Raw genomic sequence first — 15,713 nt, forward strand, 5'->3', positions numbered from 1 at the left:
TCGCCAACAAGTCCGCCAAGAACCGCTTCGACGTCGAGAAGGACTTCGCCCAGGACGCCACCTGGAAGATCGTCACCCCCCTCGCGCGCTGACCGTCCCGCCGAGTCCTTTTCCTCAGATCTGAGAAGAACGGAACCCACCTCATGTCCCGGATCATTCGATCCGTCCTGGCCGTCGGCGCCACCGCCGTCGCGCTCGCGGGCAGTGTGCCCGCCGCCGTCGCCGACGAGCCCACCGCCGCCGCCACGTCTCCGGCGGACACCGCGACCAGCGCCGCCGCGGCCGCCCGCGCCGCCGCGGCCGCGGCCGCCGCCAACGCCGCGGCCGCCGCCGCCGCGGCGGCCGCCGTGACGGTCCCCGCGCCCATGACCGTACGGCTCAAGGCTGAGCACAGCGGCCAGTGCCTCACCATCGGCAAGGCCAGCCTGCGCAACGGTGCCGACGCCGTCCAGTCGGCGTGCGTCGCCGACGCCGAGAACCAGCAGTTCGACATGGTGGCCACCGGGGCGGGCACCTTCGAGCTGAAGCCCAAGCACTCCGGAAAGTGCCTCGAGGTGCAGGCCGCGGGGACCAAGACCGGTGCGATCGTCCAGCAGTTCTGGTGCGGTCAGGGCCAGCACCAGCGCTGGGGCCTGGCCATGGTCGACATCACCAAGGAGCTGTACGAGCTGCGGCCCGCCCACACGCCGGCCGACTCCCGCCGCTGCCTGAACATCGCCTCCGCGAGCAAGGACGACGGCGCCGCCGCACAGCTCTGGGCCTGCAACGGCTCGGCCGCCCAGAAGTGGCGCCTCGAGCCGGTCACGGCCGCGTGATCCCCCTGAACCCGCGAAAGGAAACGGAGCCCATCATGTCCCGGATCATCCGGACCGCCCTGGCCGTGGGCGCCACCGTCGCCGTGCTGGCCGGCACCGCGACCGCCGTACAGGCCGACGAGAGCACCGAGGCCGCCGCTGCGGCGGCCGCCGCCCGAGCCGCCGCCGAGAGGGCTCGCCAGGCCGCCGGCGACGACGAAGCGGCACGCGAAGCCGCCCTCACCGCCGCCGCGCGAGCCGCCGAGGCCGTGGCCCGCGCCCGGCAGCCGCAGACCACCGTGCAGTTCGCGGCCGCCCACAGCGGCAAGTGCCTGGACGTCGAGGGCGCCAAGACCACCGACGGCATCGACGTCCAGCAGTGGACCTGCAACGGCGCGAACGGCCAGAAGTGGAACGCCGTCGCCATGACGGGCGGCAGCTTCGAGCTGCGCTCCGTCCTCAGCGGCAAGTGCCTGGAGGTGCAGGGCAAGAGCGACAAGCCCGGTGCCGTCGTCCAGCAGTTCGCGTGCGGACAGGGCGAGCACCAGCGCTGGCGGATCCTGCTCGTCGACCCCGTGCGCAAGCTGTACGAGCTCCAGCCGATGCACGCCGACGGCATGTGCGTGGACGTACCGAGCGCCAAGAAGGACAACGGCGTCAACACCCAGCTCTACACCTGCAACCGGAGCGACGCCCAGTTGTGGCAGGTCCAGCAGGCCAAGTGAGCCTGCCGTGAGGGGCGCGCGGGGCGTGCCCCGTCGAGCGTCGCGGAGGGGCAGGGCCGGCCGTACGGCCCTGCCCCTCCGCGGCTGCGGACACAAGTGATGTTCTTCCAAGGGGGTTTGAGTTGAGTCGTCAGTGGTGGGGTGCGCGTGTGGTGACGGCCGGCCTGCTGGCCGGCGGGATCGTGGCCGGGGCCGTGGCGCCGGCGTGGGCGGAGGCACCCGTGGTGGGTGCCGCACCGCCCTCGGCGGGGGCGCCCGCGTCCGTCGGTCCGTCGGACGGCCGTGCGGAGCGGACGCTGTCGCCGGAACTGGCCGCGGCCGTCGAAGAGGCCCGCAGGCGGGTGACGTCGATGGCGAAGACGCACCCGGCCGCCGAGGTGCGGACGTCGGCGTGGAACGCGCTGCGGAGCACCCGCGGGGACGAGGCGCTCCTGGAGTGGCTCGCGCCCGGCGGCGGCTTCGACTACGCGAAGCAGCGGGCGCGGGACACCCGTGCCCGGAACAAGGCGTTCTGCGAGCGGGTGGTCGCCACGCACACGGTGGGGTTCTCCCCCGAGGTGCGGGCCGCCGCCCAGCGGGCGCTGAAGGGGAGCGTCGCCGAGCAGGCGGCGTTCGTGCGGACCGGGTACGCAGAGGCCCAGCGGCGCGACCGGGCGGCGCGCGAGGCCGGGGAGCAGCAGCGGCTGGAGGTCGCGGCCAAGGACCGCGACTTCGTGGGCGGCCTCGCTGAGCGCGATCCCGGCGAGCAGGTGCGGGTCGCGGCGCAGTGGGCGCTGCGGCCGGGTTCCTCGGACGCGGACGTGGCGGAGTTCTTCGGCTACGGCTGGGCGACCGGCGCGGCGCTGGACCTGGAGGCGTACCGGACCCGGGTGGCCGACGCGGAGGCGGCGCGCCATCACACGCTGACCCTGCTGATCAGGGAGGCCACGGCGGCCGAGGCGGCGGTCAAGGACGCCGCCGACGCGGCGGCGGCCCGCGCCGAGGCCGAGCGGGCCTGGAAGGCCGTGTCCGAGCACGCCGGCGCGGCGCAGCGGGCCTGGCAGGCCGAGCAGGCGGCCGCGGCCGCCCAGGCGGAGAACTGGCGGGCCATCGCCACGCTGTCCCGCGAGTCGGCCGAGCAGCTCTGGAAGGTGATGTCCGGCACCGCCGAGAGCAACCAGGACGCCTGGGCCGGCGAGCAGGCCGGTGCCGAGAGCGCCGCGGCCTTCTGGAAGGCGATGTTCGACCGCGCCCAGGACGGCGAGAGCCGCACCCGGGGCTGACCCGGACGGTTCGGCCGGCCCGTGACCGGGCCGGCCGAACCGCATCCGGCCACCCCGCCCGTTGACCGGGGCGGGGGTTTCTTTTTCCACTTTTTCAGGGGGGTTTCCCGTGAGGGGAAGGTTCCGGCCGAGGGCCGGAGGGTCACGCGTACGCGTGGCCGCGCACGTACGGAAGGCCGTGTCCGCGGCGATCGCCGTGGCGGTGCTGGGCACCGTCACCGGCGAGGCCGCGGCAGCGACCTCCGTACGCGAGGAGAACGCGTCGCTGACGCGGACGCTGGAGTCGATGGACCGGCTCGCTGCGGCACTGGCACCGAAGCCCGGTGGCACGGCGCCCGCCGCCACGTCCGAGCTGGACCGGATCAGTGACGAGCGGGACCGTCAACTGGTCGAGGACTTCGCGGAGTTCGACGAGGAGGAGGAGGTCCGCGAGGCCGCCAAGGCGGCGCTGGCCAGCACCGACCCGAACGCCATCCGCGAGTTCCTGGAGCACGGGGAGGCCGAGGCGCGCAAGCGCGCCAAGGACAAGCGGGCCGACGTCGACGGGACGAACCGTCGCCGGATCGAGGCGCTGCGGGGCACCGGCGGCCCGTTCTTCAACGCCGAGGTCGAGCGCGTCCTGAAGGGCACGGCGCAGGACCGCGCCGACTTCCTCGCCTTCGGCGCGGACATCGCCAAGCAGCGGGACGAGGCGGAGAAGCAGAACGCGGCCAAGCGCGCGGAGGAGAACCGCAAGCGCGTCGAGATGCTGGCGTCGGTGGGCGGCCCCGCGGTGAAGCGGGCCGCGCTGGCGGCGCTGGAGTCCAAGGACGACAAGGTCATCGCCGAGTTCCTGGAGAAGGGCTACCAGGCGGCGGCGCAGCAGGACGCCGATGACCGGGCCGCGCACGAGAAGGCGCAGAAGGAGGCCCAGGAGGCCGCCGAGAAGCTGCGTGAGCTGGCCCGGAAGGCGGCCGTGGCCGCCGAGGCCCGCACCAAGCTGATCGCGGCCCACGGTGACGCGGTCAAGGCCCTGAAGACCGCGTCCAACGCCATGTCGTCGGCGGCCTCGGCCGCGCGCGAGGCGGACCGGCTGCTGGCGGCCGACCGGGCCGGCAAGCGCCTGTCGAACTACGACCCCGTCAAGACCGAGGTCGCCCGTCAGGTCGGGTACGCCGAGGACGCGGCCAAGGCGGCCCAGGTCGCCGCGGCCCAGGCCAAGGTGCAGGCCGACGTTCTGGTGGAGACCGGCCTGGAGCACGGCGTCCAGTGGTCCGAGGTGGCCACGGGCATCGCCGGCGCGGCGGACGCCGCCGCGAAGGCCGCCGCCACCGCGAAGCACGCGGTGGACGCCACCGCCGCCGACGCGGCGGGGCTGAACGCCAAGAACCAGGCCGAGCTGCACGCGCAGCAGGCCGCCAAGTGGCGGGCGAACGCCGAGGAGCACGCCAAGGCCGCGGCCCGGCTGGCCGAGGCCGCCGACAAGCAGGCGAAGATCGCCGCGACCGCCGCCGCCCGCGCCAAGGACGCCCGGCTGGCGGCCGAGCAGGCCGAGAAGGAGGCCTGGGAGCACGCCCGCAAGACCCGCGAGGCGCGCATCGAGGCCGAGCGCCAGGCCAGGATCGCCGCCGAGCAGCGCGTGATCGCCGAGCGTGAGCGGGATCTGGCGGCTGCCGCCCGGGCCCGCGCGGAGCGGGAGCGGGACATCGCCGCGGCGGCACGCGCGCGTGCCGAGGCCGAGGCCCGTACGGCCGCCGCCGCCCGGGCCCAGGCGCAGGCCGCCGCCGCGACGGCGGCGTCGGCGCGGGCGGACGCCGCCCGTCAGGACGGTATCGCCGCGGAGGCGGACCGCAAGGCGCAGGCGGAGGAGACCAACGCCCGAAACGCCCGCAACGCCGCGTTCAAGGCGGAGCAGAACCACCAGGCGAAGGAGGCCCGCGCCAAGGCCACCGAGGCGATCGCCGCTTCCGGCCGTGGCACGGTGGACGCCGGTGTGGCCAGGGCGGCCGCCGACGCGGCCCGCGCCGACGCCGACACCGCGGGCGCCGCGGCCGGTCAGGCCCGCAGCGCCGCCGACACCGCCGGCGGTGCGGCCGTACGGGCGCGTTCGGCCGCCACGGAGGCCGCGGGCGCGGCCGCCCGGGCCCGGGCCGCCGCCGCCGAGGCCACCGCGCACGCCGCACGCGCCAACGCCGCGGCGAACAAGGCCGAGGCCGCCGCAGCCGCCGCGAACGCCGCCGCCAACAAGGCGGAGGCCGAGGCGGCCCTGACCCACGCGGCCGCTCAGCGCGCCAACCAGAAGGCCGCCGAGGCCACGGCCCAGGAGGCCCGCGCCGGTATCGCCGCGCACGAGTCCGCCCGGCTCGCGGGGCTGGCCGCCATGGAGGCGAACAACTCCCTCCAGGCCGCGAACCGCACCAAGGAGGAGGCGCAGGGCGCCGTCCGCGAGGCGGCCATGGCACGCGTCCAGGCGACCGTCGCCGTCACCGCGTCGGCCGCGGCCCGCAGCACGGCCGCCGGTATCGCCGAGCCGGCCAACACGGCCATCACGATGACCGCGCCGTTCGCCGGCAAGGACGTCGACGCCGACTTCGCCGCGGCGGTCGCCGCGGCGGCGGAGGAGATGGGCGCGGAGCAGGTCGCCTCCGCCGAGGCCAAGGCCGCGGAGGCCGTCAAGGCCGCCGAGGCCGCCGAGGCCGCGGCCAAGCGGGCCAACGCCCAGGTCGCCCCGGCGTTCAAGGCCGCCGCCGACGCGGCGCGTTCGTCCGCGAACGCCGCGCGCTCCGCCGCGGCCGCCATGAAGTCGGCCGCGCAGGCGGCCGAGGAGAGCGCCAAGGCCCGGGCGGCCGCCGCACGCGCCAACCAGGCGGACGCCCAGGCCCAGGCCGACGCGAAGCTCGCCCGCTCGGCCGCCACCCAGGCCTACGCGGACGCCACGGCCGCCCGTAACGCCGCCAACCAGGCCGAGGCGGAGGCGGCCCGAGCCCGGGGCGCCGCGGCGGAGGCCGACAACCACGCGGTGGCCGCCAACAGCGCGGCCAGCATGGCCGAGCACGAGGCCAGCGTCGCCCAGGGCGCCGCCGCCCAGGCGGAGAAGGACGCCGCCGACGCGAACAAGTTCGCCGAGTCCGCCGAGGGCCACGCCAAATCGGCCGAAGCGGCGGCGAAGAACGCCAACACCTACGCCCGCGAGGCCGACGAGGCCGCGAAGAAGGCCGAGGAGTACCAGCGCGAACAGGACCGCAAGGCCCGCGAGGCGGCGGCGAAGGCGGCCGAGCAGAAGGGCAGCACCTCGAAGCTGACGCCTTGGGAACTCGAGGCGCTCAAGGCCGCCGGGATCTCCCCGGAGGACTACGAGAAGGCCCGTGCCCTCGCGGACAAGGACATTCTCGACTTCCTCATCGAGAACGGCGGGCAGATCATCGTCGACCTGCTCTTCGAGGACATCAAGAAGTGCTTCAGCGAGGGCAACTTCGAGAGCTGCTTCTGGGCCGTGGTCGGTGCCCTTCCCTGGGGCAAGGCCCTGAAGGTCATCAAGGAGACCCCGGCGATCACCAAGGCCCTCGTCAAGATCGTGGGCGGGCTCGACGACTTCCTCGAGAACTCGGCCGCGGCGAAGAAGATGATCTCCAAGAGCCAGGAGCTGATCGACAAGCTGCGCAAGAACCCCCCGTGCCCGGACCCCGGCAACAGCTTCACGCCGACGACCCGGGTGCTGATGGCCGACGGCACGTACAAGCGGATCAAGGACGTACGCGCCGGGGACCGGGTCCTGGCGACCGACCCCGCCTCGGGTGAGACCGGTGGGCGCGTCGTCACGCGTCTGATCACCGGCGAGGGGCATAAGTCCCTCCGCGAGCTCACGGTCGACACCGACGGTGCGGCCGGGAACGCCACCGGCACCCTCACGGCCACGGACGGGCACCCCTTCTGGGTGGCCGACCGCCACGCGTGGGTGGACGCCGACGACCTCGAGGCCGGTGACCTGCTGCGCACGCCCGACGGCACGACGAGGGAACTCGTCTCCGTCCGTGCCTGGAGCGGGACGCAGCGGGTGCACAACCTGACGGTCGACGACCTGCACACGTACTACGTGCTGGCGGGGACCGCTCCTGTCCTGGCGCACAACTCCACCTGCAAGCTCTACGGCGCCGCGCTCAAGACCGCCGAGATGGCGAACGAGCTGATCGAGAGCCTGAAGAAGACCGGCAAGCTGCCCAGCCACTACGTGACGAAGGACCAGGCCAGGGCGGCCGGCTGGGAAGAGGGCAAGGCCCTGGGCAACCACCTGAAGGACGGCCAGATCGGCGGCGACATCTTCGAGAACAAGGACGGGCTGCTGCCCGACTACCCGGGCAGGACGTGGTACGAAGCCGACATCGGACTCACCAATACGATGAAGCGGTCCAAGCAGCCGGGTACCCGGCTGGTGTTCTCGGACGACGGACTGGCCTACGTGACGTTCGACCACTACAAGAGCTTCGTCCTGCTCCCCAACTGGAAGTGAGGGTCATGAGGGTCGTCATCGAGGGTGCGGCCGTCCGCACCGTGTCCGACGTCCACGGGTTGCTGTCCCGGGCTCTGGATTTCGGTCCCTATTACGGGGGGAACCTGAGCGCCTTGTGGGACCGGCTGACGACGGACGTCGAACGGCCGGTGGAACTCGTCTGGAAGGACGCGGACCGCAGCCGGGCCGCGCTGGGCGAGGAGGCGTTCGACCGGATCCGTGACCTTCTGCTCGAAGTGCAGGAGCGGGACCGGCCACGCGAGGAGTCCAAGCGCTTCTCGGTGACGTTCGAGTAGCACCCCGCGGTACGTCCGCGACGGAAAGCCCCGCCGGAGACTCCGGCGGGGCTTTCCGCGTTCACCGCCGGCATGCGGCGGCTCAGCGGGCCGGCGGGGTCCAGTGGGGGTCGCGGCCCAGGAAGGCGAGGAGCGCCTCGGACGGGTCGTGCGCGGCCGGTACGGGGAGGGCCGGGGCGAAGACGTGGTAGGCGTCGCGGAGGTGGTCGACGAGCTGCCGGGCGGCCGGCCGGATGCCCTCGGCGAGTTCGGCGTCCAGGGCCCGCCCGTGGCCGACGGCGACCGCGATGTCCCAGGCGTGCACGGCCGCGTCCATCGCGGCCGCCGACAGCGCGAGGGGCAGCGGCAGCGGCCCGAGCGGGGTGGGCACCTGCTCGGTGCCGTCGGGCAGTCGGGTGTAGGCGTCGGCCACCGTGCGCAGGGTCTTGTCCAGTTCGCCCAGTGGGTCCCCGTCGAGGGCGTCAGCCGGCTGGAAGGGGTCCTGGTCCGGGCTGCCGCCGGTGAGGACGAGTCCGTACGCCTCCTGGTCGATGCGCGCGTGGTTGAGCACCTGCCGCACGGTCCACCGGCTGCACGGCGTCGGCGCGCCCCACGCCCGCTGCGGGACCGCCGCGACCGCCTCTCGCAGGTAGTCGTGCGCGCCCGTGAGGATCCCGATGTTCCGGATGTCGGTCATATCCGCTCCCTTTGCCCGTCTCGCGGCTGATAAGAGGACTCTAGGGTTCCTTGCGGACAGGTTGTGTCCTCAATGGTGGGCCGCACCGCAGACGAGCTGCGGAGATGCCCCTCACCACCCTCACCGGCCGCCCCCTGGGCACGGCCCGGGGGCGGCTGGGCGTCCTGCCGTGTCAACGGCTCGTCAGGGAGTCGGTCACGGGCGCCCGGTGTGGCGAGCCAGGACGCGTGCCGAGAGTGGTGTCGTCCGCCCGGAGGACGGGGCAGGCCGGACGGGACTTTCGGAACACGCCCCTACGGCCGGGGCTCGTCGAAGTCGCCCGCGAGCGCCGAGGCGAGGCGGAGGTGGGGCGCGGCGTCCGCGTGGCGCCCCTGCCGTTCGAGCGTGCGGCCGAGCAGGAGCCGGGCGTAATGCTCCACCGGGTCGCGCTCGACCAGTGCGCGCAGCTCGGTCTCCGCGCGGCGCAGCTGGGCGGAGTGGTAGTAGGCGCGCGCCAGCAGCAGCCGGGGGGCCGTCTGCTCCGGGACCTCGTCCGCCAGTCCGCGCAGGACGTGTGCGGCGGTGGCGTATTCCTTGGCCTCGAAGAACATCAGCGCCCGCTCCCAGCGGTCGGCCGGTGTTCCGTGGTCGTAGTACGTCGTGTCCACGTGCGACCTCCTTCGAGGCCGTCAACCCACCACAGTCGTTGAATATTCCACTACACGGGGGGATCGCCGCTCACCGTGGCGACAGGGCCTGGGCACCCCGACGCGGGGCGGTGTCCACCGCCCCCGGGAGACGGAGCGGCCGTCACGCCGGCCGCCCGGGTGGTGCGGAAGCGCACGACGCCGTCGCGGCACGGCAGACGGGAGCCCGGCGGCAGACCCTCACTCATTTGTGATCTGCGTCACTCCACGTTCCTCCTGTGTCAGGCCTGTGCCTAAGGTGGGCGCCGCGTTCGGCCGATCTTGACCAGTCGGCGGCGGACGCTTGTCATTTCGGCGGCCGGGGGAACACCGTCGCCGGTACGGGGAGGGGTTCGCCGTCATGCCTTCATACGCGCTGCCCGCGCACTCCGGGCGGGCCCGCGCCGTGCCCGCGCGGGCCTGACGCCACTCCGGTCCACACCGTTCCGCTCCTCCGACGGCCCTCCGGCCCGCCTCTTCCCCGAACGGAGAAAGGGACCCGCTTTGCGTCCCAGATCAGGGTCGTCCAGACCCGGCACCAGAGGATCCCGCTTCCTCACCCCGGCCGTCACCGCCGTCGTGGCCATGGCCGTCGTCGGCGGCCCCGCCGCGCAGCCCGGTCTCCTCGACCGGGCCGAACCGGCCGGCAACTCCTACGACTGGTACGAGGACACCGCCGCCGAACAACTGCGGCAGGACCAGTGCCTGATGGCCGACGTCCTGCGTCTGGGCGGCCCGGCCATGGCCGCCACCGCCCAGGACGGACTCAACCAGCCTGCCGACAAGCTGCACGTGCTGGCGGACCGCAAGCACTGGCAGGAAACGCCGCTCTCCCAGGCGTACGCGAAGGACAAGGCCGCCGCCGACAAGGAACTGGAGGGCATCTTCGCCCTCCGGGAGGGCTGGAAGAAGCCCCTCGCCGGGCTGACGACTCCGGCCGGCGTCAACGACGCGACCTTCCACTGGCCCCCCGGCATCCGCGAGGGGCAGGACTTCCACAGCCAGACCGGACTCACCTCGTGGATCGCGGACCGGTTCTGGAAGAACGAGAGCGACTTCTACGAGGACCCCACCCCGAGGGCCGACCAGAAGACCCGCAAGGCCGTCATCGATGTGGGCACCCCTCTCTACGGCAAGGACCCCGACTCCACGACGAGCACCGACTGGTACCGCGACGTCGCCGAGCACGAGGGCTTCACGTGGCTGAAGGACGCCGCCTTCGAGCCCACCGGCGCCGACAACGCGCGGCTGTTCCTCTCCGCCGGCGGCTTCCCCCGCACCGCCCCCGCGCCGGGCACCGCGGAGTTCCGGGTCGCGGTCGAGGACATGAAGACCCGGTACTCGACCTGTGCCTGGCGTGACGCGCTCGACCCGAACAGCGTCCTCGGCGAGATCTCCGCGACGGCGGCCACCGAGTGGCAGCAGGAGATCGCGTCCCAGGCCACCCAGCGCGACCAGGTGGTGAACGCCGGCAAGGACGCCACCAAGGCACTGGCCACCGGTGCCGAGTCCCTGGGCCAGATGCTGGGCCACTCATGGGTCGCCGACCACCTCACCCGCTGGCAGGACTACTGGTCGGCGGGCGGCGTCGGCTGGATCGGCGACGCCCCGGCCACGATCGAACTCCAGGCGGCGAAGGGCAAGTGCCTGGACGTCCAGGGCGGCGGAACGGCCGACGGCACCCCGGTCCAGGTCTACACCTGCAACGGCGGCGCCGCGCAAGGGTGGACGCTGGAGGGTGACGACCACGGTCTGCACCTGCGCAACACCAAGTCCTTCAAGTGCCTGGACGTGGCCGGAAACGGCAAGGCGGACGGCACGAAGATCCAGATCGCCACGTGCAACAGCTCGCCGGCACAGACCTGGGCGTACACCCCGCGTGCCACCACGGCGCTGAAGCACGCCGGCTCGGGCAAGTGCCTGAACTTCCCCTCGTACGACCCCGGCAAGGACGCGCTGCTGGCCACCTGCAACGCCACCGGCCCGCAGAAGCTCACCATCAAGCCGTCCGGTCACAAGGGCGAGGTCCAGCCCAAGGCCCACTTCGACCAGGCGGCGAAGGGCATCGCGGACGCCCAGGCGGGCGTCAAGAAGCAGCTCGCCCTCCTCAAGCAGCAGGCCACCGCCGCCAAGGCCGCCGCCGCAGCCTCCGACGCCGCCGTTCAGGCCGCGTACGCCATCGCCGACAAGAACGGCGCGCCGCGCGGCCGCGGCCTCCTGGTGGGGTTGCAGAAGGCGCAGGTCACCAAGGGCGTCGCCGCCGCGCTCGACGCGATGGTGAAGGCCGGCGAGACCGCCGAGGCCGCCACCCGGGCCGCCGCCGGGGACAGCCAGACCATCACCCAGCGCGCGCTTGCCCAGGCCGCCCAGTCGAAGGCGGAGTTCCGCAAGGAGGCCGCGCACACGGCCGAGTTGCAGGCCAAGGCCGCCGCGGACGCGGCCAAGGTGCACCGCGACAACGCGAAGAAGGACAAGGAGACCGCCCAGGCGAAGCTGGCCGAGGCGCTGAAGGCCGAGAGCAGCGCCAAGGCCGCCGCCGCGGAGGCGCACGCCAAGCGGCTCGCCGCCGAGGCCGAGGAGGCCACGGCGAAGGCGGAGAAGGAGACCGCGGCGGCCAAGCAGGCCGAGGCCGACCAGCACAGGCGGAACGCCGAGGCACAGGCCGTCAAGGCCGAGGACGCCAAGAAGGCGGCCGAGTCCTCCGAGGCCACCGCGGTCCAGAAGAAGAACGCCGCCGTCAAGGCCCGTGACAACGCCAAGGCCAAGCGCGACGACGCGTGGGAGGCCGAGCAGCGCGCCGACGCCGCCGCCGCCAAGGCCGCCGCCAAGGAGGCGTACGCCCAGGCCCACGAGTCCGACGGCAACGCCCAGGAGTCCAGGGCCGCGGCCGACGCCGCCGCGGCGCACGCCGACGACGCCGAGGCGGCGGCACGCGCCGCACGCGGGGAGGCCGACCTGGCGACCCGCGCGGCCGCGGACGCGGACGCCGCGGCGACCCGCGCCGAGGCGGCCGCCGGGCGGGCCCGCGCGAACGCCGACGACGCCCAGGCGGCGAAGCTGAAGGCGGACGCGGCGGTACGGACCGCGACCAGCGCCGCGGCCGACGCCATCGCGGCGAGCGACCACGCCGCCGCCGAGGCGAAGACGGCCGTCGCCCTGGCCGACGAGGCCGGGCGCCAGGCGAAGACCGCCAGGACCCAGGCCGACGCGGCGTTCAAGGAGGCCGCCAACGCCCGGGCCGCGGCGGCCAAGGCCGCCGGCTTCGCCCACGTCACCGCCCAGGCGGCCGTGGACGCCGGCACCGCGGCCGCACAGGTCGCCAAGCCCGCGAACGACGCGATCCAGCTCGGCTCGCCGTACGTCACCACCGACGCCACGGCGGGGCTGGTGGTCCTGACGGGTCAGGCGTCGAAGACGATCGCCGAACAGCAGAAGGCCGTCGCCGACGCCCACGCCAAGAACGCGAAGGACGAGGCGGCCGCCGCCAAGGCCCTCGCGGACGCGGCCACCGGGGACGCCAAGCAGGCATACGTGCACGCCGCCAACGCCGCCGCCCACGCGGCGGACGCCCGTGGCTACGCCAAGGAGGCCCTGGGCCACGCCGCCGACGCCGCGGCCGCCGCCTCGGCGGCCACCGCCTCCCTGGCCCGGACCGTCGAGTACGACAGGAAGGCCGCGGAGGACGCGGCCGCCGCCGACAAGGCCGCCGGACGCGCCGAGGGGTACGCCAAGGACGCCCGAGCCTCGGCCGACCAGGCCGCCCTCGACGCCGAGGGAGCCCGCCAGGCGGCGACCCGGGCCGAACAGGCCGCCAAGGAGGCACGCGCCGCCGCCACCCGCGCCGACGCCGCCGCCACCGAGGCCGAGCAGGCCGCCAAGGACGCCCTCAAGTACGCCGAGGAGGCCCAGGAAGCGGCCGACAGGGCCGAGGCCAAGAGCAAGAACGACCGGATCACCAGCGGTGCGACGACCGGAGAGGGCAACGTCTTCTACGTCGTCGACCGCATGGAGCCGACCGGCGAGCCGGAGATCAAGCAGAAGAAGAACTGCGACGCGATCATCCACACCGGTGACTGCGTGATCACGGCCGTCCTCCACTTCACCGCCTACATCGACCTCTACCTGTGCACGGCCGAGGACCTGCCGGCCACGCAGTACGGCTGCCCGTCCTCGTCCACGGTCTACCTCGGCCCCGCCGTGCTGAAGGACCAGAAACAGGAGGTCACGCACACCCTGACGATGGCCGAGTTCAACTCGGGCATCAACCCGACGGAGATCATTTTCGGTGACTTCATCGAGTGCGCCAAGAAGATCGCCCCGGGTGGCGAGTCGGGAAGCTGGGCCGGGTGCGCCTGGGCCGCGACCTGGTTCATCCCCGGCAAGGCGTTCAAGGCGATAGGGGACGCGCTCCACGCGGTCAACGCCTCGCTGCACACCGGCGTCGGCGTCCGCGAGGCGTTCAAGACCCTGAAGTCCCTGGAGGGCATGGACCCCGCCACGGTCGCCCGCCTCGAGCACACGGTCGACGTCTACGAGGACGTGTTCGTCGCCTGCGAACGGAACAGCTTCCCCGGCGGCACACGGGTCCTCATGGCGGACGGTTCGCACCGCCCGATCCGCGACGTGCGCGTCGGCGACCGGGTGCTGGCGACCGACCCGGCGACCGGTCGCCTGCGCGCCCAGGACGTGACGGACACCTTCCGGCACGACACCGAGCGCCTGGTGGACGTCGACACTGCCGGCGGACGGCTCACGACCACCGCCGGGCACCGCCTCCTCGTCCTCGGCCGCGGCTGGACCACGGCCGCCGGCCTGCGCGTCGGTGACCGGCTGCGCACCCCGGAGGGCCTGGAGCAGACCGTGACCGCGCTGCGCGACCGGTCCGGCCTGGCGCCGCGCGCCGTGTTCGACCTCACGGTCGACGGTCCGCACACGTTCTACGTCCGCCCCGAGGGCGAGCGGGCGCGTGGCGTGCTGGTCCACAACTGCACCGACATCGTCCGGGACGAGGGCCTCCTCGAAGCGCACACGCTGTCGCAGCACGTCAACAAGTCCGCCGCCGAGATGTGGGAGAAGGCCCAGACCGCCGGCGTCGCCGGACGGTGGACCAACGAGGCCACGGCCGCCAGTGCCGTCAAGCAGGCCGTCGAGGAGTGGGTCAAGAACGGTGACAACGCCCAGCGGCTCGCGGACTGGATGACGAAGGAGGCGCAGCGGATCGGCAAGAAGAGGCCGTACGTCGCGAAGGACCACAACCTGTCGTTCGACTGGCAGCTCAAGGGCCAGGGATCGCTCGGGCAGGTGTGGTTCAAGAACGGTGACCGCGCCGGGGAGGCGGCGAGCAACAGTGTCCGGGTCGTGCTGAGGTACGCGCCGAAGGTGAAGGGCCAGGGCCAGCACACCGGCAAGTACGTCGTCTACACGTCCTTCCCGCTGCCGAACAAGCCGTAACACGGTGATCATGGGAACGGGCGCCCCCGCACCGGGGGGCGCCCGTTCCGCACAGGAGGTTGATCATGGCTCATCCGCGCGAGGTCCATTACTACGACCACGCGGAGGACTTCGGGCTGAGCGGCCTCGCCGGCGCGCTGTGCGCCCGTGCCGCCCTGCGCCTCGACGGGCCGGTGGTGCTCGCCCTCGCCGGGGCACGGAGCGAGGACGAGGACGACCAGCTCGGCCGGGACGTACGGCTGCTGCTGGACTCGCACCTGCCGGACGAGGTGCTCGGTGCCGTGTGGCTCGCGGCCGTACGGCGCTGCTTCGACCCGGCCGACGAGGGCACCGCCCCTCGGGAATGGCTGCGCCGTGTCGCGGAGGTGTGCCCACCGCGCCCGCCGGAGCGCGGCCCGCACGAGGTGAAGGCTCTGGACGAGGTGCGGCCCACGGTGCCGGAGGAGGAGTTGCGCACGACCGTCGCGGCGGAGGTCGAGGCGGCCGCGGCCGCGCTCGGACGCGGCGTGGCCATACCGGGGATCGTCCCCGCGCTGCTGCGGGTCGTGCGCGAGGCCGACGCCGATCTGGGGTTCCGGCTCTTCCTCCGGGCGGCCAAGGCGTACTCCGTACCGGTCGCCGAGGAGCAGTACGGGCGGCTGGTGGCGATCGGCGAGCTGCTGGCCTACCCGGGGGTCGCCGTTCACGAGGAACTGCGCGTGCGGTGGCCCCCGCTCGCCCCCGGCCGGCGCGACTTCGCGGCCGGCCGGTTCGGCCTGCCGTTCCTCGCGGCCGTGCTCCACGGGTCGGACTGGCGGTACGAGGGCACGGTGCGGGAGAACGTCGAGCGCCTCGTCCGCGCCGACGCCGGGGAGACCCCGGGCACGCAGGCGGCGGTGCTGCTGGAGGACGTGCGGCGGCTGCTGGCCTCCGGGCTGTCCGGCGAGGCCGTCACCGCCCTGTGGCGCGCCGCCGCCGCGCGATCGGCCTACACCGGCGGGGACGAGTTCGACTCCGACGGCCGGGCGTGGCTGGAGCGGGTCGCCGAAATGTGCCGGGAGTACCTGTCGGAGGTGGACCCCGTCTACCGGCCCTCCCTGTCCCCCGCCCGGTCCGCCCTGACGGACGATGTGCTGTCGGAGGTGCGGGAGGCCGCGACCGACGCCGCCGAGGTGCGGGACGTGGCGGGGGTGCTGGAGGAGGTGGTCACCGGTGTGGACCCGGATCTGGGTTTCCGTTTCCTGCTCCAGATCCTCTCCACGTACGACCTCCACGTCCCCGGCGCCCGGCGGGACCGCTACCGGGCCCTCGCCGAGCGGCTCGGCTACGACGCGGACCACCTCGACGACCGGCTCCCCCGCCCGGCCGGCTGACCGGTC

9 protein-coding genes are annotated in these 15,713 nt (G+C 73.8%); 7 read left to right on the forward strand and 2 right to left on the reverse strand.

Annotation, left to right across the window (positions count from 1 at the left end; all coding sequences use genetic code 11):
• Nucleotides 1–143 precede the first annotated feature (143 nt).
• The 5 genes from ACZ7LK_RS14230 to ACZ7LK_RS14250 all read left to right on the forward strand — a co-directional run bounded on the left by ACZ7LK_RS14230 (nucleotide 144) and on the right by ACZ7LK_RS14250 (nucleotide 7,563).
• Complete coding sequence (locus ACZ7LK_RS14230; protein WP_392273845.1) at nucleotides 144–815, forward strand: RICIN domain-containing protein; 672 nt, start codon at nucleotides 144–146, stop codon at nucleotides 813–815.
• A gap of 35 nt (nucleotides 816–850) precedes the next feature.
• Nucleotides 851–1,519 (forward strand): RICIN domain-containing protein, encoded by a 669-nt coding sequence (locus ACZ7LK_RS14235; RefSeq protein ID WP_471140691.1) that lies wholly within the window; start codon nucleotides 851–853, stop codon nucleotides 1,517–1,519.
• 149 nt (nucleotides 1,520–1,668) lie between these two features.
• Nucleotides 1,669–2,781, forward strand: a complete 1,113-nt coding sequence (locus ACZ7LK_RS14240) for a hypothetical protein (protein ID WP_469465305.1) — start codon at nucleotides 1,669–1,671, stop codon at nucleotides 2,779–2,781.
• 154 nt (nucleotides 2,782–2,935) lie between these two features.
• Nucleotides 2,936–7,267: a polymorphic toxin-type HINT domain-containing protein gene (locus ACZ7LK_RS14245; RefSeq protein WP_471140693.1), complete on the forward strand. Its 4,332-nt coding sequence runs from the start codon at nucleotides 2,936–2,938 to the stop codon at nucleotides 7,265–7,267.
• 5 nt (nucleotides 7,268–7,272) lie between these two features.
• Complete coding sequence (locus ACZ7LK_RS14250) at nucleotides 7,273–7,563, forward strand: barstar family protein (RefSeq protein ID WP_471140696.1); 291 nt, start codon at nucleotides 7,273–7,275, stop codon at nucleotides 7,561–7,563.
• A gap of 82 nt (nucleotides 7,564–7,645) precedes the next feature.
• Here ACZ7LK_RS14250 and ACZ7LK_RS14255 read toward each other — a convergent pair whose 3' ends face one another.
• Entirely contained in the window at nucleotides 7,646–8,239 is a 594-nt protein-coding gene (locus ACZ7LK_RS14255) for a TIGR03086 family metal-binding protein (protein ID WP_471140699.1), read from the reverse strand.
• A gap of 293 nt (nucleotides 8,240–8,532) precedes the next feature.
• Nucleotides 8,533–8,886 (reverse strand): tetratricopeptide repeat protein, encoded by a 354-nt coding sequence (locus tag ACZ7LK_RS14260; RefSeq protein WP_469464781.1) that lies wholly within the window; start codon nucleotides 8,884–8,886, stop codon nucleotides 8,533–8,535.
• Nucleotides 8,887–9,408: 522 nt separating this feature from the next.
• Here ACZ7LK_RS14260 and ACZ7LK_RS14265 point away from each other — a divergent pair.
• Both ACZ7LK_RS14265 and ACZ7LK_RS14270 read left to right on the forward strand, forming a co-directional pair.
• Nucleotides 9,409–14,355 (forward strand): RICIN domain-containing protein, encoded by a 4,947-nt coding sequence (locus tag ACZ7LK_RS14265; protein WP_471140702.1) that lies wholly within the window; start codon nucleotides 9,409–9,411, stop codon nucleotides 14,353–14,355.
• A 65-nt stretch (nucleotides 14,356–14,420) separates the two neighbouring features.
• Nucleotides 14,421–15,707 (forward strand): hypothetical protein, encoded by a 1,287-nt coding sequence (locus tag ACZ7LK_RS14270; RefSeq protein WP_471140705.1) that lies wholly within the window; start codon nucleotides 14,421–14,423, stop codon nucleotides 15,705–15,707.
• Nucleotides 15,708–15,713 lie beyond the last annotated feature (6 nt).

Source organism: Streptomyces sp. NPDC039423 (genome assembly GCF_055598725.1).

Excerpts from the sequence above, each read along its gene's own strand:
- ACZ7LK_RS14255 (WP_471140699.1), bottom strand. The coding sequence starts at position 8,239 with ATGACCGACATCCGGAACATCGGGATCCTCACGGGCGCGCACGACTAC.
- ACZ7LK_RS14250 (WP_471140696.1), top strand. The coding sequence starts at position 7,273 with ATGAGGGTCGTCATCGAGGGTGCGGCCGTCCGCACCGTGTCCGACGTC.
- ACZ7LK_RS14270 (WP_471140705.1), top strand. The coding sequence starts at position 14,421 with ATGGCTCATCCGCGCGAGGTCCATTACTACGACCACGCGGAGGACTTC.
- ACZ7LK_RS14235 (WP_471140691.1), top strand. The coding sequence starts at position 851 with ATGTCCCGGATCATCCGGACCGCCCTGGCCGTGGGCGCCACCGTCGCC.
- ACZ7LK_RS14230 (WP_392273845.1), top strand. The coding sequence starts at position 144 with ATGTCCCGGATCATTCGATCCGTCCTGGCCGTCGGCGCCACCGCCGTC.